Raw genomic sequence first — 20845 nt, forward strand, 5'->3', positions numbered from 1 at the left:
GGAGGATCATCGTGGTACGGCTCCGCCTCGACCTCGCGTACGACGGGACCGATTTCTCCGGGTGGGCCAGACAACCCGGGCGGCGTACGGTTCAGGGCGAGATCGAGCAGGCGCTCGGCCGGATCCTGCGCCTCGGCGAGCCGGCCATGCTGACCGTGGCCGGGCGTACCGACGCCGGGGTGCACGCCCGCGGCCAGGTCGCCCACGTGGACGTGCCCGACGGGTCGCTGGCAGAGCTGGACGGGAACCGGGGGCCGCTGAGCGTGGATGAGCGGCTTTCTGCGCTCGTGCGACGCCTGGGTGGGGTCATGACACCCGATGTACGGATTTATCGGGTCTCCGTGGCTCCTGAGGGCTTCGACGCCCGTTTCTCGGCGACGTTCCGGCGGTACGCGTACCGGGTGAGCGACGCCGTCGGCGGCGTCGACCCGCTCCGGCGGCACGAGGTGGTCTGGCACAACCGCCCGCTGGACCTAGGTGCGCTGAACGCGGCGGCGACGCGGCTGATCGGCGAGCACGACTTCGCGGCGTTCTGCAAGAGGCGCGAAGGGGCCACCACGATCAGAGAACTGCAGCGGCTGGAGTGGGTACGCGAGCCGGACGGCGTGCTCGTGGCCACGGTCGTGGCCGACGCCTTCTGCCACTCGATGGTGCGGGCCCTGGTCGGCTCGTTGCTGGCGGTCGGCGACGGTCGGCGGCCGGTGGAGTGGCCCGGAGAGGTGCTGACCCGCGCCGTCCGCGACTCCGGCGTTCATGTGGCCCCCGCCCACGGGTTGTGCCTGGAGGAGGTCGGCTACCCGCCGGAGCCGGAGCTCGCCGCGCGAGCCGAGGCCACGCGCCGCGTACGGATGCTCTCACCCCTTGGTGGCGCGGCGCTCCAGGACGAGTGAGGTCTGGTCGCGGAACGCCCCGCTGACCTTGGGCAACGTCTTCTCGTTGGCTGACGGGGTGTGGCCGTCGGCGTGGGTGGCGTAGCTGAAGACGATGTACCGGCCCCACACCAGGCCCGACGCGTAGCCGCCGGCGATGTGCACGCGCTCGCCGCCCGAGCCCTCCGCTCCGGGCAAGGGGCGGAACCAGACGTTCTTGTTGAGGTCCTTCGCCTGGTCGACGGCCGTGGCCGCCTCCTTGGTCGGCAGCACGGCGATGCCGGTGGTGATGGCGTAGCGGCGTTTGCTGTCGACGTAGGTGGCACGCAGCACGCGGCTGCACTTCTGCTCTTTCAGCGCCTCGGCGAACGCGCCCGTCGCGGCCTTGTCACAGGTCGTCTCGATGCCGGCCTTGACCCTGGTGAACGTGGCGCCCGCCGCGCTGACCTTCTTCTTCGGGAACGCCTCCGACAGCGACAACTTCTGCGGGTCGGTCTCCTCGGAATTGAGCACGGAGCCGGGCGGCGCGTCGGAGGGCGCGGCCTCAGGCTCTTCGGTGGGCGGCGTGGAGGGGGTGGCGCTGCCGCGGGAGGCGGCCGTGGTGGCGGTGGGGTTGCTGACGGCCTGGAAGGCGAAGAAGCCCCCGGTGGCCACCCCGGCCAGGGCCAGCGCGCCCAGCGTCACCAGGAGTGCTCGTTTGCTCGAGCCCTGGGGCGCCGGGGGCGGCGGCGGGGTCTGGAACGGTGGTTGTTTGAACGCTCCAGGCGGAAAGGCCGGGCCGCTGCCCTGGGGCGGAGTGGGCAGGTCGAGCGCGGTCGACGGCCTCTGGCCCCAGGTGTCCCTGGAGAAGGGGAGGTCCGGGAGTTTCTGGCTGACGGGGGAGTGGGGCGGCCAGACCGGCACGTCGCCGGGCTCCGGAGGACGGGCGGTCGCCGGGGTCGGGGCGTTGGGGTCGAAGTAGTGGGCCGGGCCCTTGCTCTCGTGAGGGGAGTGCGGGGTGTCATGACTGGCTGGGCGGGTGGCGTCCTTATGGGTGACGGGACGGGTGTCCTCGCGCTCCGGCGCGATAGGCGCGGAGAGGGGGACGGTTGGCCGCTGATGGGCGATTTCCCGTGATGGGGACTGGTTCGCGGCGTCTTCCTGAGAGGTGTCGTCCGGGGTGCTGCCGGTCTCCTGCGGCGCGGCCTGTCGCCGGACGGTTGGGTATGGAACGGTTTCCGCCAGCGTGGCGGGCCCCGGCCGGGTGCCGTCCTCCGGCTTGGCGCCTGCAGGATCGGCGGCGCCGGGTTGTGCGGTGCTCGGCTGCATGGTGGCCGGTGGCTGTGCGGTGCCGGGCTGGGAGATGCTCAAAGGCGCGGTGACGGCCTGTGCGGGGCTCTGGGGCGGTGCGGCGGGCGGTAGTGCCGTGGCCGGCTGCGAGATGCCTGATGGCGCGGCGATGGGCCGTGCGGGGCTCTCGTGCGGCGGCGTGGTGGGGGCGGCGGTGTGCGGGCGTGTCGTGCCCGGTTCGCCGGCGCGCTGCTGAGCGGCTTCGGCTTCCCGGCGTGCGGCCTCGGGGTCGAAGTAGTGGGCCGGCCGGGTGGCGCCTTGCGGCTCGGCAGCGCCGGGGGACAGGGCGGGAGTGTCCTGGTCGTCCGCGTCCGGCTCGGCCACGAGTTCGCCTGTGGCGGCCGGCCACGGCGGCAAGGCATGCGGGTCCGGTGCGGGGCCCGGCCACACCGGCATGCCCGCCGCTGCGGCGGTGAACGCGGGTGGCGGCTCCCACGGCGGAGCACCGGGCACCATCGGCTCGGCCGGCCACTGCGGCACGTCCCCGCCGGGCCCGACCGGCGGGCGCCCGGACCGCGACGTGCCGGCCTGATCCGGGTCGGCCCACGGGCTGTCGGTGCGCGGCTTGTCGAAGCCTGAGCCGGCGTTGGTCGCGGCAGGGACAGCAGGGCCAGGGTCGGCGGGGCCGGTGCCAGAGGGCCCGGGATCGGTGCGGGAGGGGGCGGCGAGGGCGGGGTCGGTGTCCGTGTGGTCGGCGAACCAGTCGTAGGGGGCGGCGTCGTCGCCCGGCACCTCCCACGGCTGCGCATCCGTACGCACCAGATCGGACAGCCCGGGCGGCGGTCCCTTGAGCACGGGGACGACGGACGACGTCTCGCCGTCGTCCGCCTCCTCGGAAGGTGGGAACGCCGGTGGAACGTCTTCCCCGCTGGTCTGGCCGAAGCTCGGCGGTGGCGTCGCAGGTCTGGCCGAGCCGGCGGCCTCCCTGTGATCGTGCTCGGACCCGGGTTCCTGACCACGCATAGGGCGAGCCTAGCGAGAGTAGCGAGATCGTTATGTCGGTATGGACGTTCCCAGAGGCATCCGGCATCCCGTTTGGGGGCTTAAGGCATGTAAAGCCGGGTTACGTCAGCGGGCTGCCGGTCATCGAACGGTGGTCCAGAGCCTTGAACACCGTGGCCTTGGTGATGTCGTCGATGGCCCGGAAGAGCTGCTTGGAGCCGTTCTTGTCGGGCTTCGTGCCGTCCTTGTTCTGGAACCACACCATGATCGCGTAGTGGCCGTGCGTCCAGATCTTGGCTCCGCCGCTGCCCGAGCCGAGGAATTTGGTGACACTGTCCTTACCCGACAGCGGTTTCACGTAGTTCTTCTCGTCGCCGCTCTTGGCCACCTTGCCCGCGTTCTTGCCGGTCGTGAGGTTGGCCACGCCGACCGTGCCGATCACCTTGCCCGCCTTGTCGCGGAAGCTGGCCCGGACGAGCTGGTTGCACTTGCCGTCCTTGAGCGCCTTCTGCAGCTTGTCGCCCAGGGCGCCGTCGGTGCACTTCTTGTCCTTGCTGGTGATCGTCATCTCGTAGGACCGGCCGGAGATCGTGAACTTCTTCTTCGAGCCGAAGATCTCCTTGACCGTGATCGCTTCGGGGTCCGTGGTGCGGGACTCCGCGAAGCCGTACTTGCCAGGTGGGGGGGACGGCAGCGGCGCGGACGTCCGGCGGGGGGCGGCGGTCTCGGCGGTGGTGGGGCCGCCGGCGTTCCACATCAGCGCGAGGCCGCCACCGAGCAGTCCGAGCACCAGCACGCCGCCGATCGTGAACCACAGCGGCGCGCGCGAGCGTGGGCCCTCGTCGTAAGGACTCCAGCCGATCCTGCTCTGCGGCGCCTTTTCGGTGTCGTCGGCGGCGGCCGCCCGCTCCTTCCGGGAGCGGGAGCGACGTGAGGTGGTGACCGTCTCCTGCTCGGGGGCGGGTGCCTCCTGCGGGGCACCCCCCATGCCGGCCTCCTGCGGAGCGCGTCCCAGGCCGTCCCCCTGCGGGGACCCGCCGAACAGGCCCCCTTGCGGGGACCCGCCGAATGCGTCGCCCTGCGGGGATCCACCGAATCCGTCGCCCTGCGGAGCGCGTCCGAAGCCGTCCCCTCGTGGCGCGCCTGCCGACCCGTTCGCCGGAGGCGTGCCTCTCATGCCGGTCGCCTGCCGAGCGCCTCCCATGTCGGACCACGGCGGCGCGCTGCCCATCCCGTAGGGCGCGCTGCCCGTGCCGTTCTCACGTTCCTCGGGAAAAGCCATGCGGCGACATTACCGTGCTAGCCGTCATTGGGTTCCGAAGTCCTGAGTCCACCACGGGCCGTTCGGGCCGGAGGCGACGCCGACGCCGATGGCCTTCAACCGGCAGTCCAGGATGTTCTTGCGGTGGTCCGGGCTTTCCAGCCAGCCGCGTACCGCCTCTTCGGGGTTGCTGTATCCGGCGCCGATGTTCTCGGCGGCGCCGTAGCGGTATCCGGCGCGCTCCATGCGGTCCCACGGGGAGGCGCCGTCGGGGGAGTTGTGCGTGAGCTGCCCCATCTTGGCCATCTCCAGTGAGTGTGTACGCGCCGAGCGCATGAGCCCCCGATCGACCCTCAACGGCCCGCAACCGCGCTTGGACCTGGCCGTATTGGTGAGGGACACGACCTTGGACGCCATGCCGGGGATCACCGCGACGGACGACTCCGTGCCGGGGAACGTTTGGGCGGGGTCGTCCTGGGAGTCGAAGCCGGGGATCTGGCCGTCGGGCGTCTTGGCGGTGGGCTTCGGGGTGCCCGTGGCGCCAGGGACCTTCTTGGTCGTGACCTCGCGCGGCACGCTCTCGAGCTGCTGCAGCGCCTTCTTCGCCTCCGTCGGCGCGGGGTTGGCCGTGGCGGCGGCGGGCGGGGCGGTGCCGTTGAGGAAGATGTGCGGGTTCGGCTGGGGGGCGTCGGTCAGCCGGCCGATCAGCACGCCGGTGAACAAGACCGCCGCCATGAGGCAGGTCAACACACCCAGATGACTCCGGCGCCGAGCGCCCCGCTGGGTTGGCCGGGTGTGAGAGTTCTGCCACATACCGCAGTCAACGATAGAGATGTCTGGTCCTGGGAAAGAAGGGGTCCCAGGGAAACGAAACCGAACCGTTCTGCGGTCGGGTAGACTCGCACGAGGTTACCGGTCTTTTGACCTGCGCGCCTGTTGGCGGGTAGCCTAATCGTTCGTTGTGTGCATAGGTCCAGCGAGACCAATGCGCGGCGCGTCCGGCGTCATCTCCCATCGTGAGGAGACGGAAGGTCCGGGCTGCCGTGTGCCCGCACCGACCGACCAAATGTAGCTGTCGCATCCGACAGCGCCGAAGACGCGAGCATAAAGAAGGCTACGACCGTGCGCACGTACTCACCGAAGCCCGCCGACGTCCAGCGTCAGTGGTACGTCATCGACGCGACCGATGTCGTGCTGGGCCGGCTGGCCAGCCACGTCGCGACCCTGCTCCGCGGCAAGCACAAGCCGATCTTCGCCAACCACGTCGACACCGGTGACTTCGTCATCGTCATCAACGCGGACAAGATCGCGCTGAGCGGCAACAAGCTTGAGCAGAAGAAGGCCTACCGCCACTCGGGCTACCCGGGCGGTCTGCGTTCCGTCAGCTACGGCGAGCTCATGGAGAAGCGGCCGGAGAAGGCCGTCGAGAAGGCCGTCAAGGGCATGCTGCCGAAGAACTCCCTCGGCCGGAAGATGGCCAAGAAGCTGAAGGTCTACGCGGGTTCCGAGCACCCGCACCAGGCCCAGCAGCCGGTGCCGTTCCAGATCACCCAGATCGCCCAGTAGTAGTTCGAAAGAGTTAGAGGAGAACCGTGGCTGAGCCCACCGGTGTCGAGACGGCCGTCGAGGCCGAGCTGGAGGACTTCTCCAGCGAGGACTTCCCGTCCGAGTACACCACCGAGTCCGCCGCCAGCGCCGACCAGCCCGTGCGTAAGCCCGTCACGACGGGCAACTCGTATGGCACCGGCCGCCGCAAGGAGGCGATCGCCCGCGTGCGCATCGTCCCCGGCACCGGCAAGTGGACGATCAACGGTCGTTCGCTGGACGTCTACTTCCCCAACAAGGTCCACCAGCAGATCGTCAACGAGCCCTTCGTGGTGCTCGGCGCCGAGGAGGCGTTCGACGTCATCGCGCGCATCGACGGCGGCGGCGTGACCGGCCAGGCCGGCGCGCTGCGCATGGGCCTGTCCCGCGCCCTGGCGATCCTGGACGTCGAAGTCAACCGCCCGCCGCTGAAGAAGGCCGGCTTCCTCACCCGTGACGCCCGCGCCACGGAGCGGAAGAAGTACGGCCTCAAGAAGGCCCGTAAGGCTCCGCAGTACAGCAAGCGCTAACGTTGGCGCGCCTTTTCGGCACCGACGGGGTACGCGGGGTCGCAGGTCGCGACCTCACGGCCGAACTCGCCATGGATCTGTCCGTGGCAGCGGCCCATGTCCTCGGCGATGCAGGCGCGTTCGCCGCCACCGGGCGCCGTCCGGTGGCGGTCGTGGGCCGGGACCCGCGTGCCTCGGGAGAGTTTCTCGAGGCCGCCGTGGTCGCCGGCCTTGCGGCGTCCGGAGTGGATGTGCTGCGCCTCGGCGTGCTGCCCACCCCTGCCGTCGCCCACCTCACGGCCGCGCTCGGCGCCGATCTCGGCGTCATGTTGTCGGCGTCGCACAACCCGGCGCCGGACAACGGCATCAAGTTCCTGGCCCGTGGCGGCTTCAAGCTGTCCGACGCGGTCGAGGACGAGATCGAGCGCAGGCTCGGCGAGGAGTGGAGCTTCCCGATCGGCTCCGGCGTGGGCCGTGTGCGGGACGCGTACGGCGAGGCCGACCGCTACATCTCGCACGTGCTGACCACGATGAACGCCGCCCTCGACGGCCTCAATGTCGTGGTCGACTGCGCCCACGGCGCCGCCCACATGGTGGCTCCCGAGGCGCTGGTCCGCGCGGGGGCGAGGGTCGAGGCCATCGGCGCCCGGCCGGACGGCCTCAACATCAACAACGGCCACGGCTCCACGCACCTGGACAAGCTCCAGCAGGTGGTCATCTCACGCGGCGCGGACCTGGGCGTGGCCTATGACGGCGACGCCGACCGCTGCCTGGCGGTCGACCACACGGGCGCGATCATCGACGGCGACCACATCATGGCCATCCTCGCGGCCGCCATGCACGGCGAAGGGTTACTGGCCAAGGACACCGTGGTCGCGACCGTCATGTCCAACCTGGGCTTCAAGCTGGCGATGCGCGATGCGGGCATCACCGTGGTGGAGACCGCGGTGGGCGACCGCTACGTGCTCGAACGCATGAAGTCCGACGGCTACAACCTGGGCGGCGAGCAGTCGGGCCACGTCATCATGCTGGACCACGCCACCACCGGCGACGGCCTGCTCACCTCGCTGCACCTGCTGGGCGTGATGGCCAAGGCAGGCGTGCCGCTGAAGGAGCTGGCCTCGGTGATGACGCCGCTGCCGCAGATCCTGATCAACGTCAAGGACGTGGACAAGGGCAAGGCCTCCGTGCCCGAGCTCGCCGAAGCCGTGGCTCTGGCCGAGGCGGAGCTGGGCGAGACGGGCCGGGTCCTGATCCGGCCGAGCGGCACCGAGCCGATGATCCGCGTCATGGTCGAGGCCGCGTCGGAGGAGCACGCCACCCAGGTGGCGGGCCGCCTCGCGGACGTGGTCCGCAAGGCCTGCGCTTCCTGATCGGGTACGGCACGTTTGACGTGCCGTACCCGATCTTTTTTATTCGTCTCCCGTGAGTGAGAAGGCCCGCAGGCGCTGGCCTGCCCAGAAGACGCCGCCGACGGTCACGATGATCAGAGCCGGGACGGCGAAGCTCAGCGTGACGTCGGCCTGGAAGAACGGCGAGGCCGAGATCTGGTCGGCGATCGTCGTGCCCCAGTGCTGAATCGAGAACTTCCGCGCCCCCACGATGACGTTGCCCACCACGGTCTCCCACACCAGGGCGTAGATGACGCCGATCGTGACCGCGTGCCGGGTGACGATGCCCAGCAGCAGGAAGACGGCGGCGTAGGCGATGCCGGCCGCCAGGGCGCCCAGCGCGAAGCCTGCGGCGATGCCGTCCTCGTTGCTGATCAGGAGCCAGGCCGCGAAGTACGTCGGCACGGCGCCGAACAAGACCAGCACCGAGGCCGCCACCAGGAACTTCGTCTGGACGATCAGCGGGCGGGAGATCGGCTTGGACATCAGGTGAATGATGGTGCCGTCGTCGATCTCCGGGGCGATGACCCCGGTGCCCGCGATCACGCCGAGCAGCGGCAGGACGGTGCCGATGGCGAATTTCGACAGCACGACGGCCGTGTCCTGGTCGCCCTCGCCCAGAAGGCGGAACAACACGGCCATGCTGACGAGGGCCAGGGGGAGCAGCAGGAGCAGGATGATCCTTCGACGGCCCAGCAAGGCGCGGTATGTAATGCCCGCAACCACTGTATTCATCAGGTGCTCCTGTTGATCAGGTAGGAGAAGACGCTCTCCAGATCTTCGTCGGCCGGGGAGACCTGGTGCAGGCGTACGCCCTCCGCCTGGGCCAGCTTGGGCAGGAGACGGGCGAAGCGGCGGAACTCGGTCGCCTGGACCTCCAAGCCGTCCGGGCGGAGTGTGATGCCTCCGGCCGAGTGGTCGCGGATGAGGGCGGCGGCGAGTTTCCTGTCGTCGCTCGAACGGATCATGAACAGGTGGGGCCGGTCGGTCATCAGCCGCCTGATCTCGCGGAAGTTGCCCGATGCCGCGTGCCGCCCCGCCACCAGGACCTCGATGTGCTGGGCGACCCGTTCGACCTCCTCCAGGATGTGGGAGCTGAACAGGATGGTCTTGCCGGCCGTGCCCATGGCGCGGATCAGGTCCATCAGGTGGAGGCGCTGGCGCGGGTCCATGCCGTTGAACGGCTCGTCGAGCAGGAGCACCGGCGGGTCGTGAACCAGCGCCGCGGCCACCTTGACGCGCTGGCGCATCCCCTTCGAGTACGTCTCCACGCGGCGGTCCTTCGGCTCCTCCATCTCGACCGTGGCCAGCGCCTTGCGGGCGGCCTCGACCGGGTCGGGGAGCCCGTGGAGGCGGGCGGCTGAGAGGACGAACTGCCAGCCCGTCAGGAAGCCATACACACCCTCCCGCTCCGGGACCAGGCCGATATTTCGGTAAATGTGGTGGTTCTTCCAGACCTTGCTGCCGTCCAGCGTCACCGTGCCGCCGGACGGCGACAGGAAACCGGCCATCATGTGGAGGAGCGTCGACTTGCCCGCGCCGTTGGGGCCGAGCAGGCCCGTCACGCCGGGGCCGATGGTCATCGTCACGTCGTTGACCGCGACCACGTTGCCGTACCAGCGGGACACCTGCGAGAGCTCGATCTTCATCGCGAGGCCGCTTTCCTGTAACGCAGCGCGAGGGCGGCCAGGCCGACGCCGAGCAGCACCACGAGGATCGCCGCCGAGGCCGGGCCGTTGGGATAGCCGCCTTCGATGGAGTGCGGCGGCGTGCCGAACAACCAGGACTGCACGGAGTCGACCAGCCAGAACGGGTTCAGCAGCCACGCCCAGGCAGCGCCCTCCTCGTTGCCGGACTCGGCCAAGATGCCGTAGACCATCGGGACCGCCGCCGACGACAGCAGGTAGAGGACGATCACCGAGGCCACGCCGAGCCCGCGCCGTGGCGTGAACGAGGCCAGTGCCAGCCCGATCACCGACAGCAACGCCGCCAGCACAAGGGCCATGACGATGGCGCCGACGTACTCGCCGGTGGCCGGCGGGCCGGGCATGTCCACGACCAGCTCGCCCACGTAGATCAGCGTGAGCGGCACCGCGACCAGCAGGAACAGCGCCACGGTCATCGCGGCCACCTTGGCGCTGACGTACTCGACGATCGAGACGGGACGCGACAGGTAGAGCGGAAGCACGCGGTGGCGCAGGTCGGGGGCGACGGCGGTAGGGGCCTGCGAGGCCAGGAAGATCGCCACCACGGCCTGCATGACGACCGCGAACCCGCTGTAGGCGATGCCGCGCTGCTGGAGCAGGGCCATCATGGCGATGTTCACCACGGCCGGCAGCAGCATGATGGTGAACAGGGCGAATGGAATGATCTTGCTGCGGGCCGGGCGGCCCAGACCGAAGACACCGCGCAAACTGTGCACGGCCAGCGCCCTGGTCGAGTAGCCGCGCCCCAGCCGGGGGCCGTCGTAATGGCGGTAACCGATGTCGTAGATCTCAGACACCCGCGACCTCCTCCCTGAAGACGTCCTCGATGCGGTGACGCCCCTGCTCCAGGCGGATCAGGCAGAGGTCGAGGTCGGCGGCGGCGTCCCTGATCGCGTCGTACGTCTCGGGCCCGTCCACCTTGACCACCAGCATGCGGCCCTGCTGCGAGACCGTCTGCCCGGCCTCGGCCAGACGGGCCGCGAGCGGATCCATGCCCTCGTCGACCTCGACCGTGACGGTCTGCGTGGACTGCGTGAACTCGCCGATGGCCGAGGAACGCAGCAGCCGCCCGGCGTCGATGACGATCACGTGGTCGCAGATGCGCTCCAGCTCGCCCAGCAGGTGCGAGGTGACCAGCACGCTGATGCCGAACTCGGTGCCGATGCGCCTGATCAGCATGAGCATCTCGTCGCGGCCGCGCGGGTCGAGGCCGTTGGTCGGCTCGTCGAGGAAGATCAGCTTGGGGTCGTGCACGAGGGCCTGGGCCAGCTTGACCCGCTGCTTCATGCCCGTGGAGTAGCCGCCGATGGGGCGGTAACGCTCTTCGGCCAGGCCGACATGGCGCAGCACGTCGGCGGCGCGCTCGCGGGCGGCCGTACGCGGCAGCCCGGACATCTGTGCGAGGTGGACGACTAACTCGGTGGCGGAGACGTCAGGTGGCAGGCATTCGTGCTCCGGCATGTAGCCGACGAGCCTGCGGATCTCTGCGCCCTGGGACGTGACGTCCAGATCGAGCACGCGCGCCGCGCCGCCGCTGGGCGGTAGCAGGCCGAGCAGGATCTTGATGAGCGTCGACTTGCCCGCGCCGTTGGCCCCCACCAGGCCGGTGACTCCGGGTCCTACGGTGACCGTGAGCTGGTCGACCGCGGTGACGGTGGGGAATCGTTTGGTCAGCCCCTCGGTGGCGAGGATGTGCATGTGCCGGACCCTACCTGGGCGGCCAGGGCCGTCGCCTCGGTCATACGGATGAACGTCGTCCTACTTGAGGCCAGAATTTCCGCTGGACCATGAGCGTCGCGGTGCCCGAGATGACCATGCCGAGGATGTTGACCGTGAGCTGCCAGGCTGAGGGCGCGACCTCGTTCCAGGCCCCCAGCGCCAGCGCCACGGCCGCGTGGCCGGCCGCCGGGACCGTGGTCACCGAGATGAAGACGCCGATCAGGGCCGACGACTTGCCCGCGGTGATCGACAGGACGCCGGCAACGCCGGCCAGCAGCGCCACGATGAACGACCACTTGTCGGGCTTGACGATGAACTCCATCTCCGCGTTCGTGTCGAGGTTGCTCATGTCGATCCAGCCGAGCCAGGTCGAGACGAGCGCGCAGGCGAAGGTGATGGCGATGGCCACCGCGAACCCGACGGCGAGCGTTCTGAACGCGGTGGCGATCAGCGGCCACTTGCCGCGGAGCAGGCCGAAGCAGATGGCGGCGACCGGGCCGAACTCCGGGCCGAGCACCATCGCGCCCATGATCAGGACGAGCGAGTTCTGCAGCACGGCGATCCCGGCGAGCTGGGTGGCGATGGCCAGGAAAGCGAGGTACGCCCACGTGATGCGGGAGTCCGCCGACACCTTCCGTGCCAGCTCCTCCCAGATCACCGCGTCGTCAGGGGCGCCCGGCGCCTCCTCGATCGCGTCGTCCGCGACCTTGGAGAGGGAGAGATCGACCTGCTCGACGGCGATGGAGCCCTCGGTCTCCAGCCACTTGAGGCGGCCGAGCACCTCATTGGCCGACTCCCTGGCCGCGTCGCAAATGATCACGTCGCCCTTCGGGACGCGGGCGGCGCCGGGCAGGACGACGATGTTGGTGACGCCAGGGCAGTCTTCCAACACCGCCGCCACCTCATCGGTCCGTGCGGGCGGGCAGATCAGTCGCAGATGCAGCACTCGCCCATTGTTGTCCATCGAACGTTGACGGCGTTGCGAGGCGTGTGTCCCGGTGACCGAGCCGGGGACGGTGGCAGGGAGGCGTTCAGGTCCGGCGCAGTCGTACCCGCCTGACCGAGTGGTCGGCGCCCTTCTTCAGCACGAGGTCGGCGCGGCCGCGCGTGGGGGCGATGTTCTCGACCAGGTTGCGCTCGTTGATGTCGCGCCAGACGTTGACCGCGAAGGCGGTGGCCTCGTCGTAGGACATGTCTGCGATGTGCCGGAAGTATGACTTCGGGTCTTCGAAGGCGGTCCGGCGGAGCTTGTGGAAACGTTCGACGTACCACGTGCGGATGTCTTCGACCTTGGCGTCGACGTAGATGGAGAAGTCGAAGTAGTCGTTGACGGCGAGGGAGGTGGGCGGGGCGGGCTGGAGGACGTTGAGGCCCTCAATGATCAGAATGTCGGGACTTTTCACAGTCTGGGCGGCGCCGGGGACGATGTCGTACTCCAGATGGCTGTACACAGGGGCCTGGATCTCCGCCGCCCCCGCCTTCACCTCCGCCACGAACCTGACCAGCGCCCGCCGGTCGTAGCTCTCCGGGAATCCCTTACGGTGCATGATCCCCTTGGACTCCAGCACCGCGTTGGGATAGAGGAAGCTGTCAGTGGTGATCAGCTCCACGTGCGGGTGCTCGGGCCAGCGGGCCAGCAGCGTGTGCAGCAGCCGCGCCGTCGTCGACTTGCCCACCGCGACACTGCCCGCGAGGCCCAGGACGTAGGGGACACGCTGCTCGGGATGTCCGAGGAACGCGCTCAGCACGCTGCTGCGCTGCTTGGACCCGGTGAAGTGCAGGTTGAGCAGCCGGGTCAGCGGGAGATAGATGTCGGTGACTTCGTTGAGGTCGATGGGGTCGTCGACGCCGCGCAGCTCTTCCAGCTCTTCTGCGGTGAGAGTCAAGGGCGTGTTCTTGCGGAGCTCGCTCCACTGCTCCCTGCTCAGTTCCACGTAGCCGTTGTTCACCTAGGCAGCGTAGCGATCGCCGCCAACCCGGCCTTCGGGTGGGTGTGTGTCCACAAGCTGTGGATAAAGTGGTGGGATTACCGAGACTCAGTTCGGGGAAAGGGATACTCTCGCGGGTTGTGGATCGTCGACGCTTCATCTCGAATGTGGTCGCCGGCATCGCCGGGCCCTTCGCCGGGGTCGCGTGCGCCGGTGCGCAAGGTGGCGCGAAGGCGGCGCCCAGCGGGTACGGGTCGCTGCGCCCCGTGCGCGACCTGCGTGACGGAAAGGTGCGGCTGTACCTGCCGGAGGGGTTCAAATACCGCTCGTTCAGCACTGCGGGTGAGAAGTTCAGTGACGGGTCCACCGTGCCGGGCCGGCACGACGGCATGGCGGCGTTCTCCGGTCCGGGCGGCAGCACGATCCTGATCCGCAACCACGAGGTCAACGGCTCCGTCGGCGCGTTCGGCGACAAGGAGCGGGCCTACGACCCGATGGCCGGCGGCGGCACGTCGACGTTGCGCGTCACCCGCTACGGCGAAGTGATCAAGAGCGGCCCGTCGCTCAACGGCACGATGATGAACTGCTCGGGCGGCCCCATGCCGTGGCGCGCCTGGGTGAGCTGCGAGGAGACGGTCAACGGCCCCGATGTCGCCGACGACTTCTCCGGCGGCGACAACTCCAGGCTGACCGAGAAGCACGGCTACATCTTCGAGGTCCCGGTCGGTCGCGTGGCCACGGCGAGGCCGATCAGGTCGGCGGGGCGCTTCCCGCACGAATCGGCGGCGTTCGACCCGTCCTCGGGCGCGATCTACCTCACCGAGGACAATTTCGGCTTCCCGTCCGGTTTCTATCGGTACCTGCCGCCGAAGCACCCGGTCCTGGCCGGGAAGTTGCTCGACGGTGGCCGGCTGCAGATGCTTGCCGTCAAAGGCGCCAAGCGCAAGGACCTGTCGCTCGGCCAGGAGCCCGGGGCCGCGTACGCCACCGAGTGGGTGGACATCGACGACCCCGACCCCGACTTCCGCGGCAAACCGTCCAACGACGAGGTCGTGCAGGCCGTCGGCCGGCAGGGCCGGGCCAAGGGAGCGGCGATCTTCTCCAGGCTGGAGGGCGCGGTCTTCCACCAGGGAACCGTGTACTTCGTCTCCACGCAGGGCGGGGACACCGATCCCGCCGACCCGCCGCCGTCGGGGTTCGGCAAGGGCCGGGGGCAGGTATGGGCGTATGAGACGTGGAGCGGCCGGCTCAAGCTCGTCTACGAGTCGCCGCGCGCGTCTGCGCTCGACCTGCCCGACAATGTGACGGTCAGCAGGCGCGGCACGCTGGTGTTGTGCGAGGACGGCGAGGGCGACAACTACCTGCGCGGGCTCACCCGTTCGGGGCAGATCTTCGACTTCTGCCGCCTGAAGCCGATCCCCGACGACCCCGGCGCCGAGTTCGCGGGCTCCACCTTCGGGCCCGGCGGCCACACGCTGTACGTCAATGTCCAGGCCAAGCAGGGCAGGTCCATCGCGATCTGGGGCCCGTGGGAGCGCGGTCTCTTTTGACGATGAGAAACCTGCCAGATGGACTGCCGCTACGGTCCTGACCGGGCACGGCGGTAGGGCGGCAGGCCAATGATCAGGTTTCTTGCCGGCGTAACCTAAGACGGTGATCCTGGGTATCGGCGTGGACGTCGTGGACATCGCCCGCTTCGAGGCGGCGCTCGAACGTACGCCGCGGCTGCGTGAGCGGCTGTTCACCGACGTGGAGCGGCCGCTCCCGGTGCATTCGCTGGCCGCCAGGTTCGCCGCCAAGGAAGCCGTGGCCAAGGCGCTCGGCGCGCCCAAGGGGCTGGGGCACCTGGAGGCGGAGGTGCGCTGCGACGAATTGGGCAAGCCGGAGCTGCGGGTCACCGGCAAGGTCGCCGAGGTCGCCTACGACCTGGGGGTCAAGCGCTGGCACCTGTCGCTCAGCCACGACGGGGGCGTGGCCGTGGCCTATGTGATCGCGGAGGGATAGCTTCGGATCATGCGCACCGCCTACACCGCCGACCAGATCCGGGCCGCCGAGCACGTGCTCATGGCGAAGCTGCCGCCCGGCACGCTCATGCAGCGGGCCGCCGCCGGGCTCGCCGCCGTCTGCGCCGACCTGCTCGGCAGTGTGTACGGCAAACGTGTCGTGCTCCTCGTCGGCAGCGGCGACAACGGCGGTGACGCGCTCTACGCCGGCGAGCGCCTGGCCAGGCGTGGAGCGTGGGTGGGCGCCATCCTGGCCGGGTCCAAGACGCACCAGGAGGGTCTGGCGGCGCTCCGGGAGGCCGGCGGGCGGGTGGTCGACCGGACGGCTCTCGACCGGGCCGACCTGATCGTCGACGGGCTCGTCGGGATCGGGGCGACGGGGGCGTTGCGTGAGCCGTACCAGGAGCTCGTCCAGGAGGCGAACGCGGCCGCCGCCCCCATCGTCGCGGTGGACGTGCCGAGCGGCGTGGACGCGAGCACCGGGCAGGTGCAGGGGACGGCCGTGCGCGCCCGGGTGACCGTCACCATGGGCGCCTACAAGACGGGATTGCTGCTCGATCCCGGCGCCGCCTGCGCCGGGATCGTGGAGCTGGTGGACATCGGGCTCGGGTCCTACCTGCCCGACCCCGACGTCGCCGCGCTGACCGACAGCGACGTGGACGTCCTGCTGCCGCGCCCGGGCAAGGAGTCGGACAAATACCGCAGGGGCGTGCTGGGCGTCGCGGCAGGAAGCGATCTGTACACCGGCGCCGCCGTGCTCGCCGTGGGCGGGGCGCTGCGAGCCGGGGCGGGCATGGTGCGGTACGCCGGGCCGGCCGCCCCCGTGGCCCAGGTGCGCGCGCACTGGCCGGAGGCGGTGATCACCCAACTGGAGCGGCCCTCGATCGACGACGTCGGGCGGGTGCAGGCCTGGGTGCTCGGTCCGGGGCTCGGCACCGACGACTGGGCGCACGAGCTGGCGGCCAGGGTGCTCGAATCCCATGTGCCTGTGCTGATCGACGCCGACGCGCTGACGCTGGTGGCCCGGGAACGTTCGCTGCTGTTCCGCAGCGCGCCGGTGCTGATCACGCCGCACGCCGGGGAGTTGGCCAGGCTGATCCGGGTGGACCGTGACGACATCGAGGCCGCCAGGCTGGAGTACACCCGCCGGGCGGCGGCCGAACTGGGCGTGACCGTGCTGCTCAAGGGATCGACCACGGTGATCGCCGAGGACTCCAGGCCGGCCCGCGTCAACGGCACCGGCACGTCCTGGCTGGCCACGGGCGGCACCGGCGACGTGTTGTCCGGAGTGGCGGGTTCGCTGCTCGCTCAGGGGCTCAGCTGCTACGACGCCGCAGCGTGCGCGGCGTACCTGCACGGGCTGGCCGGCCGTATGGCCGCCGACGGCGCACCACTCGCGGCGGCCGACGTGGCCACGGCGATCCCCGCGGCCATCCGCGCGGTGAGCGGCGACAACGGCTGACGGCCGCACGCTCCACGGCCGACGCGCCGCTCCGGACCGGCCTGCGCGGTGAAACTCCTGGCGGGGGCCCACGGCGTGCCCTCGCCCACGCGCCTCGCCTGCGCAGCCGCCGCCGCACCGGGCCGCCTGTCGGCGTCAGGACCGATGCAAGAGGGGCACACGGACGGAGGCCGCGCTCCGCGGTGAATGCCGAGCGGCAGCACGCCGCGGGCCACGCCTGCGTCGCCGCGAACCTGCGGCCCGGCTGCCCCTGCGGTCCGGCTGCCTCTGCGGTCCGGCTGCCCCTGCGGTCCGGCTGCCTCTGCGGTCCGGCTGCCTCTGCGGTCCGGCTGCGCCTGTGGCGCCGGGGGCGTGCGGCCCTGTTGCGCCTTCGGTGGAGATCGGCGTGGATGGCGGCAGGCGAGGTGCGGCGCGGCAGCGGCGTGCGCCCGCCTGCGGCGGCGAGACGGGGTGCGTTGTGTGGCGGGGTACGGTGCGTGTGGGGGCGAGATCCGGTGCGGTGCGGACGGATCGGCGTGTGTGGTGGGGTGGGGCGGGGTGGGTGGCGAAAGTTGCGGTGTGGGGATGGGGCGGTGAGAATCGCGCTCGACCACACGTCTGAGCTGCCACACTAGAAGGATGTACTCCTCGATGGCCACACCTGCGCAGGCGCGGGTGGACCTGACGGCGATCAGGCACAACGTGGCCCTGCTCAAGGACCAGGCGGGCGGCGCCGAGCTGATGGGCGCCGTCAAGGCCGACGCCTACGGGCACGGCCTCGTGCCGTGTGCCGCGACGGTGCTGGAGGCAGGCGTGAGCCGGCTCGGCACCGCGTTCGTCAGGGAGGCGCTCGAGCTGCGCGCGGGCGGTGTGACAGCGCCGATCCTGGCCTGGCTCATCACGCCGGACGAGCCGCTCGACGAGGCGCTGGCGCAGGACATCGAATTGTCGGCCGCCGACGAGCGGCTGCTCGACGAGATCGCCGCCGCCGTGCGGCGTACGGGACGCACCGCCAAGATGCACCTGGAGGCCGACACCGGCATGAGCCGAGGCGGCTCCCCGCTCGCCGCCTGGCCAGGGGTGCTGGCCAAGGCCATGGAGCTGCGGGCCGAGGGCGTCATCGAGATCGTCGGACTCTGGTCGCACTTCGCCTGCGCCGACATTCCCGGCCATCCGTCGATCGAGCAGCAGTTGGAGGCGTTCAAGTCCGCGCTCAAGCTCGCGGAGCAGGCAGGGGCGAGCGGCTCGCACGTGATCAGGCACATCTCCAACTCGGCCGCCACCATGACGCTCCCGGACGCCCGCTACGACCTGGTCAGGCCCGGCATCGCGATGTACGGCCTGAGCCCGATCCCCGAGCTGGGCGACTTCGGCCTCCGGCCGGCCATGACGCTCACCGCCCAGGTCGGACTGGTCAAGCGTGTCCCCGAGGGCTCTGGGGTGTCGTACGCCCACCTCTACACCACCGATCGCGAGACCACGCTGGGGCTCGTCCCGCTCGGCTACGCCGACGGCATACTCAGGCACGCAACGGGCAGGGCCGAGGTCCTGGCGGGCGGCCGCCGCAGGCAGATCGCCGGCCGGGTCTGCATGGACCAGTTCATGATCGACATGGGTGATGATCCGCTGGCGGCGGGTGACGAGGTCGTGCTGTTCGGCCCTGGTGACGGGGGCGAGCCCACTGCTCAGGAGTGGGCGGATACGCTCGGCACGATCACGCATGAAATCGTGACCAGGATCGGCTCGCGAGTGCCGCGGGTTTACGAGGGTCGGGCATAGAAGGATCGGGGAGATGACGACGACAACACGGCGCAAGGTAGGAATCGCCGGCGCGCTCGTCGGCGCGGCGTCCGCCGGTGTCGCGGCGGCGGCGCTGGCCAAGCGCTACGCGGTCGGCCGGATCAGGCTGCGCCCCGATACCGAGGCGAATGAGCCGTTCGGTGAGCTGCGGGGCAGGGAGCGCACGCTCATCACCTCTGATGGGGTGGCGCTGCACGTCGAGATCGACGGCCCCGAGGACGCGCCGCTGACCATCGTCTTCTGCCACGGCTACTGCCTCAACCTGGAGTCCTGGCACTACCAGCGCAAGGACCTTCGCGAGAACTACCGCATCGTCCTGTGGGACCAGCGCTCGCACGGCCGCTCCCAGCGCGCCGACGCCGACGACAGCATGATCGACCGGCTGGGCGCGGACCTGGCTGAGGTGATCGAGGAGTTCGTGCCGGGGCCGTGCGTGCTGGTCGGCCACTCGATGGGCGGCATGACGATCATGGCGCTCGCCGACCACCACCCGGAGCTGTTCGGCGACAAGATCCGCGCCGTGTCGCTCATCGCCACCTCGGCGGGCAAGTTGGCCGAGCTGACGCTGGGCCTGCCGGCGATGTTCTCCAAGGTCGTGCACAAGGTCGCGCCCTCCACCGTGTCGATGCTGGGCAAGCGGGGCTCGCTGGTCGACAGGACCCGCAGCGTGGGCAGCGACATCGCCTTCCTGATCACCCGCTACATGGGCTTCGGGGACTCCAGGAACATCAGCCCCACGGTCGTCGACTTCGCCGAGTCGATGATCAGGGCGACGCCGACCGAGGTGTTCGCCGACTTCTACCCGGCGCTGATGAACCACGACAAGCTGTCCGCGCTGCACGTGCTCGACCCGGTCCCGACCGCGATCATGGTCGGCGATCGGGACTGGCTGACCCCGCCCGACCACAGCAAGGCCATCGCCGCCGCGCTGCCCAAGGCTCAGCTGACGGAGGTGCCCGACACCTCCCATCTGATCCAGCTCGAACGTCCCGGCGTCGTCAACGACGCGCTGCGCGACCTGGTCAAGAGAGTGGAGGGCGAGTGAGGGCCGCGACCGCCGAGGACATGCGCGCGTACGGCGCCCGCCTGGCCGCGTTCCTGCGCGCCGGCGACCTGGTCGTGTTGTCCGGGCCGCTCGGTGCCGGCAAGACCACGCTCGTGCAGGGCCTCGCCGAAGGACTCAAGGTACGCGGCCCCATCACCTCGCCCACATTCGTGATCGCCAGGGTGCACCCGTCCCTGCGCCAGGGCCCGCCGCTGGTCCACGCCGACGCCTACCGGCTGGGCGGCGACCTGGAGGTGGACGACCTGGACCTGGACGCCTCGCTGGAGGACTCCGTCACGGTCGTCGAGTGGGGCGAAGGCCTGGTCGAGGGCCTGTCCGAGGACCGGCTGGAGGTCCACATCGATCGCGAGGCCGGCGACGAGGCCAGGATCGTGACGTTGCGCGCCGTGGGCGCGCGGTGGGCCGACACGCCGTTTGATCGGCTGGAAGATTAAAATCGCGATCAATCCCCGGCAAAGCTGGCACCCTTGACGTACCGGGCCAATGATGTAAATCATGATCATTGGCTAGGGATTCCCCAGATTTTCTGGGTATCAGGAGGGGCGACATCCACGATTCGGGTGGATGCTGGTGGCAAGACGGCAAAGTGGGGTGCGGCCGGTGCTCAGGGTCAGGCGAGTCGCGTACGCGGGAGCCATCGTCATGGTCGGTCTGACCGGCTGCACGGCTTCGGCAGAAACCACACCATCAGGCACACCGACCCCAACAGCCACCGGCACCGCCACCACCAGTCCAAGCGGCACCCCGACCGCCACCCCCACGACGGCCGGCCCACGGCCGACCATCACACGACCCACCATCCAGGTCCAGCTCAACCCCGACCGGGTCACGGCCGGCCAGACCTCCACGGTGTGGATCCTGGCCAACTGCCCTCTCCCGAGCGGCGGCCCCGCGCACACCGGCACCGCCACCTCGCGGGCGTTCGTCAGCGGCGCCACGCTCAACCCGGTTCCTGCGGGCTCGAGCTCCCCCGCGCCGACCGGCGCCGCCAACGGCTCGCCCTGGGTACGCGGCTCGGCGGAGGTCGGGGGGACGGTCAGGCGCGGCTCGTACACCGTCAACGTCAAGTGCGACGGCACCAACGACATGGGCACGGCCACGCTCCGGGTCGTCGCGGGCGAGGCGTTGCCGACCAACGTGCCGACCAAGGCGCCCAGGGCCGGCGGCGGCGGCACGTACGCCCAGGACGTCAGCGACGAGTCCTCGATCCCGCTCGGCCCCGCGGGCGTGCTGATCGCCCTGGCGCTGGCCGGTGGCATCGCCTTCGCGGTCAAGCGGCGTAACCGGGCGTAACACG

At 70.2% G+C, this 20845-nt stretch carries 20 protein-coding genes; 11 read left to right on the forward strand and 9 right to left on the reverse strand.

Annotated features, from left to right (window positions below; translation table 11 throughout):
- Window positions 1-11: 11 nt before the first annotated feature.
- A complete protein-coding gene (truA, locus tag EDD27_RS49190; RefSeq protein WP_127939606.1) occupies window positions 12-890 on the forward strand; it encodes a tRNA pseudouridine(38-40) synthase TruA in 879 nt (292 codons plus the stop codon).
- Here the strand turns inward: truA and EDD27_RS49195 are convergent.
- The 3 genes from EDD27_RS49195 to EDD27_RS49205 form a co-directional block, all read right to left on the reverse strand.
- Window positions 855-3161 (reverse strand): hypothetical protein, encoded by a 2307-nt coding sequence (locus EDD27_RS49195; RefSeq protein ID WP_127939607.1) that lies wholly within the window; start codon window positions 3159-3161, stop codon window positions 855-857. The two genes, truA and EDD27_RS49195, sit on opposite strands and share 36 nt — an antisense overlap.
- A gap of 100 nt (window positions 3162-3261) precedes the next feature.
- On the reverse strand, window positions 3262-4422 hold the full coding sequence (locus EDD27_RS49200) for a hypothetical protein (protein WP_127939608.1): 1161 nt from the start codon (window positions 4420-4422) through the stop codon (window positions 3262-3264).
- 24 nt (window positions 4423-4446) lie between these two features.
- Complete coding sequence (locus tag EDD27_RS49205; protein ID WP_164904134.1) at window positions 4447-5136, reverse strand: CAP domain-containing protein; 690 nt, start codon at window positions 5134-5136, stop codon at window positions 4447-4449.
- Between the two features lie 387 nt (window positions 5137-5523).
- Here EDD27_RS49205 and rplM point away from each other — a divergent pair, with 387 nt between their 5' ends.
- Genes rplM through glmM form a run of 3 tightly spaced genes read left to right on the forward strand, consistent with a single transcriptional unit; the run spans window position 5524 to window position 7867 of the window.
- Complete coding sequence (gene rplM / locus EDD27_RS49210) at window positions 5524-5967, forward strand: 50S ribosomal protein L13 (RefSeq protein WP_043623506.1); 444 nt, start codon at window positions 5524-5526, stop codon at window positions 5965-5967.
- Between the two features lie 26 nt (window positions 5968-5993).
- Entirely contained in the window at window positions 5994-6515 is a 522-nt protein-coding gene (gene rpsI / locus EDD27_RS49215; RefSeq protein ID WP_127939610.1) for a 30S ribosomal protein S9, read from the forward strand.
- 2 nt (window positions 6516-6517) lie between these two features.
- Window positions 6518-7867 carry a phosphoglucosamine mutase gene (glmM, locus tag EDD27_RS49220; RefSeq protein ID WP_127939611.1) on the forward strand — a complete coding sequence of 450 codons (1350 nt, stop codon included), beginning with the start codon at window positions 6518-6520 and terminating at the stop codon, window positions 7865-7867.
- Between the two features lie 39 nt (window positions 7868-7906).
- Here glmM and EDD27_RS49225 read toward each other — a convergent pair whose 3' ends face one another.
- The 6 genes from EDD27_RS49225 to coaA all read right to left on the reverse strand — a co-directional run bounded on the left by EDD27_RS49225 (window position 7907) and on the right by coaA (window position 13244).
- The gene (locus EDD27_RS49225; RefSeq protein WP_127939612.1) at window positions 7907-8620 is read right to left on the reverse strand and encodes an ABC transporter permease subunit; all 714 of its coding nucleotides are present in this window, start codon (window positions 8618-8620) and stop codon (window positions 7907-7909) included.
- Window positions 8620-9534 (reverse strand): ABC transporter ATP-binding protein, encoded by a 915-nt coding sequence (locus EDD27_RS49230; RefSeq protein ID WP_127939613.1) that lies wholly within the window; start codon window positions 9532-9534, stop codon window positions 8620-8622. Before EDD27_RS49230 ends, EDD27_RS49225 begins: the two co-directional genes overlap by 1 nt.
- Window positions 9531-10388 carry an ABC transporter permease gene (locus EDD27_RS49235; RefSeq protein WP_127939614.1) on the reverse strand — a complete coding sequence of 286 codons (858 nt, stop codon included), beginning with the start codon at window positions 10386-10388 and terminating at the stop codon, window positions 9531-9533. The genes EDD27_RS49230 and EDD27_RS49235 overlap by 4 nt, the downstream gene beginning before the upstream one ends.
- Window positions 10381-11289 carry an ABC transporter ATP-binding protein gene (locus EDD27_RS49240; protein WP_127939615.1) on the reverse strand — a complete coding sequence of 303 codons (909 nt, stop codon included), beginning with the start codon at window positions 11287-11289 and terminating at the stop codon, window positions 10381-10383. The genes EDD27_RS49235 and EDD27_RS49240 overlap by 8 nt, the downstream gene beginning before the upstream one ends.
- A 40-nt stretch (window positions 11290-11329) precedes the next feature.
- Window positions 11330-12256 (reverse strand): DUF389 domain-containing protein, encoded by a 927-nt coding sequence (locus EDD27_RS49245; protein ID WP_127939616.1) that lies wholly within the window; start codon window positions 12254-12256, stop codon window positions 11330-11332.
- A gap of 85 nt (window positions 12257-12341) precedes the next feature.
- A complete protein-coding gene (gene coaA, locus EDD27_RS49250) occupies window positions 12342-13244 on the reverse strand; it encodes a type I pantothenate kinase (RefSeq protein WP_127941453.1) in 903 nt (300 codons plus the stop codon).
- Window positions 13245-13378: 134 nt separating this feature from the next.
- Here coaA and EDD27_RS49255 point away from each other — a divergent pair, with 134 nt between their 5' ends.
- The 7 genes from EDD27_RS49255 (at window position 13379) to EDD27_RS49285 (ending at window position 20841) form a co-directional block, all read left to right on the forward strand.
- Window positions 13379-14788 (forward strand): alkaline phosphatase PhoX, encoded by a 1410-nt coding sequence (locus tag EDD27_RS49255; RefSeq protein ID WP_127939617.1) that lies wholly within the window; start codon window positions 13379-13381, stop codon window positions 14786-14788.
- Between the two features lie 103 nt (window positions 14789-14891).
- Window positions 14892-15242: a holo-ACP synthase gene (locus EDD27_RS49260; RefSeq protein ID WP_127939618.1), complete on the forward strand. Its 351-nt coding sequence runs from the start codon at window positions 14892-14894 to the stop codon at window positions 15240-15242.
- A 9-nt stretch (window positions 15243-15251) separates the two neighbouring features.
- Window positions 15252-16703, forward strand: coding sequence for an NAD(P)H-hydrate dehydratase (locus tag EDD27_RS49265; RefSeq protein WP_127939619.1), 1452 nt, complete (start codon window positions 15252-15254; stop codon window positions 16701-16703).
- 630 nt (window positions 16704-17333) lie between these two features.
- A complete protein-coding gene (gene alr, locus EDD27_RS49270) occupies window positions 17334-18461 on the forward strand; it encodes an alanine racemase (protein WP_127939620.1) in 1128 nt (375 codons plus the stop codon).
- Window positions 18462-18474: 13 nt separating this feature from the next.
- Window positions 18475-19527 carry an alpha/beta fold hydrolase gene (locus EDD27_RS49275; protein WP_127939621.1) on the forward strand — a complete coding sequence of 351 codons (1053 nt, stop codon included), beginning with the start codon at window positions 18475-18477 and terminating at the stop codon, window positions 19525-19527.
- Between the two features lie 20 nt (window positions 19528-19547).
- The gene (gene tsaE, locus EDD27_RS49280; RefSeq protein ID WP_127941454.1) at window positions 19548-19982 is read left to right on the forward strand and encodes a tRNA (adenosine(37)-N6)-threonylcarbamoyltransferase complex ATPase subunit type 1 TsaE; all 435 of its coding nucleotides are present in this window, start codon (window positions 19548-19550) and stop codon (window positions 19980-19982) included.
- A gap of 136 nt (window positions 19983-20118) precedes the next feature.
- On the forward strand, window positions 20119-20841 hold the full coding sequence (locus tag EDD27_RS49285; RefSeq protein WP_127939622.1) for a hypothetical protein: 723 nt from the start codon (window positions 20119-20121) through the stop codon (window positions 20839-20841).
- Window positions 20842-20845 lie beyond the last annotated feature (4 nt).

The sequence above is a fragment of the Nonomuraea polychroma genome, from assembly GCF_004011505.1.
Lineage (GTDB): Bacteria > Actinomycetota > Actinomycetes > Streptosporangiales > Streptosporangiaceae > Nonomuraea > Nonomuraea polychroma.

Excerpts from the sequence above, each read along its gene's own strand:
- EDD27_RS49230 (WP_127939613.1), bottom strand. The coding sequence starts at position 9,534 with ATGAAGATCGAGCTCTCGCAGGTGTCCCGCTGGTACGGCAACGTGGTC.
- EDD27_RS49265 (WP_127939619.1), top strand. The coding sequence starts at position 15,252 with ATGCGCACCGCCTACACCGCCGACCAGATCCGGGCCGCCGAGCACGTG.
- alr (WP_127939620.1), top strand. The coding sequence starts at position 17,334 with ATGGCCACACCTGCGCAGGCGCGGGTGGACCTGACGGCGATCAGGCAC.
- EDD27_RS49200 (WP_127939608.1), bottom strand. The coding sequence starts at position 4,422 with ATGGCTTTTCCCGAGGAACGTGAGAACGGCACGGGCAGCGCGCCCTAC.
- EDD27_RS49225 (WP_127939612.1), bottom strand. The coding sequence starts at position 8,620 with ATGAATACAGTGGTTGCGGGCATTACATACCGCGCCTTGCTGGGCCGT.
- tsaE (WP_127941454.1), top strand. The coding sequence starts at position 19,548 with ATGCGCGCGTACGGCGCCCGCCTGGCCGCGTTCCTGCGCGCCGGCGAC.
- EDD27_RS49205 (WP_164904134.1), bottom strand. The coding sequence starts at position 5,136 with ATGGCGGCGGTCTTGTTCACCGGCGTGCTGATCGGCCGGCTGACCGAC.
- EDD27_RS49275 (WP_127939621.1), top strand. The coding sequence starts at position 18,475 with ATGACGACGACAACACGGCGCAAGGTAGGAATCGCCGGCGCGCTCGTC.
- EDD27_RS49240 (WP_127939615.1), bottom strand. The coding sequence starts at position 11,289 with ATGCACATCCTCGCCACCGAGGGGCTGACCAAACGATTCCCCACCGTC.
- EDD27_RS49195 (WP_127939607.1), bottom strand. The coding sequence starts at position 3,161 with ATGCGTGGTCAGGAACCCGGGTCCGAGCACGATCACAGGGAGGCCGCC.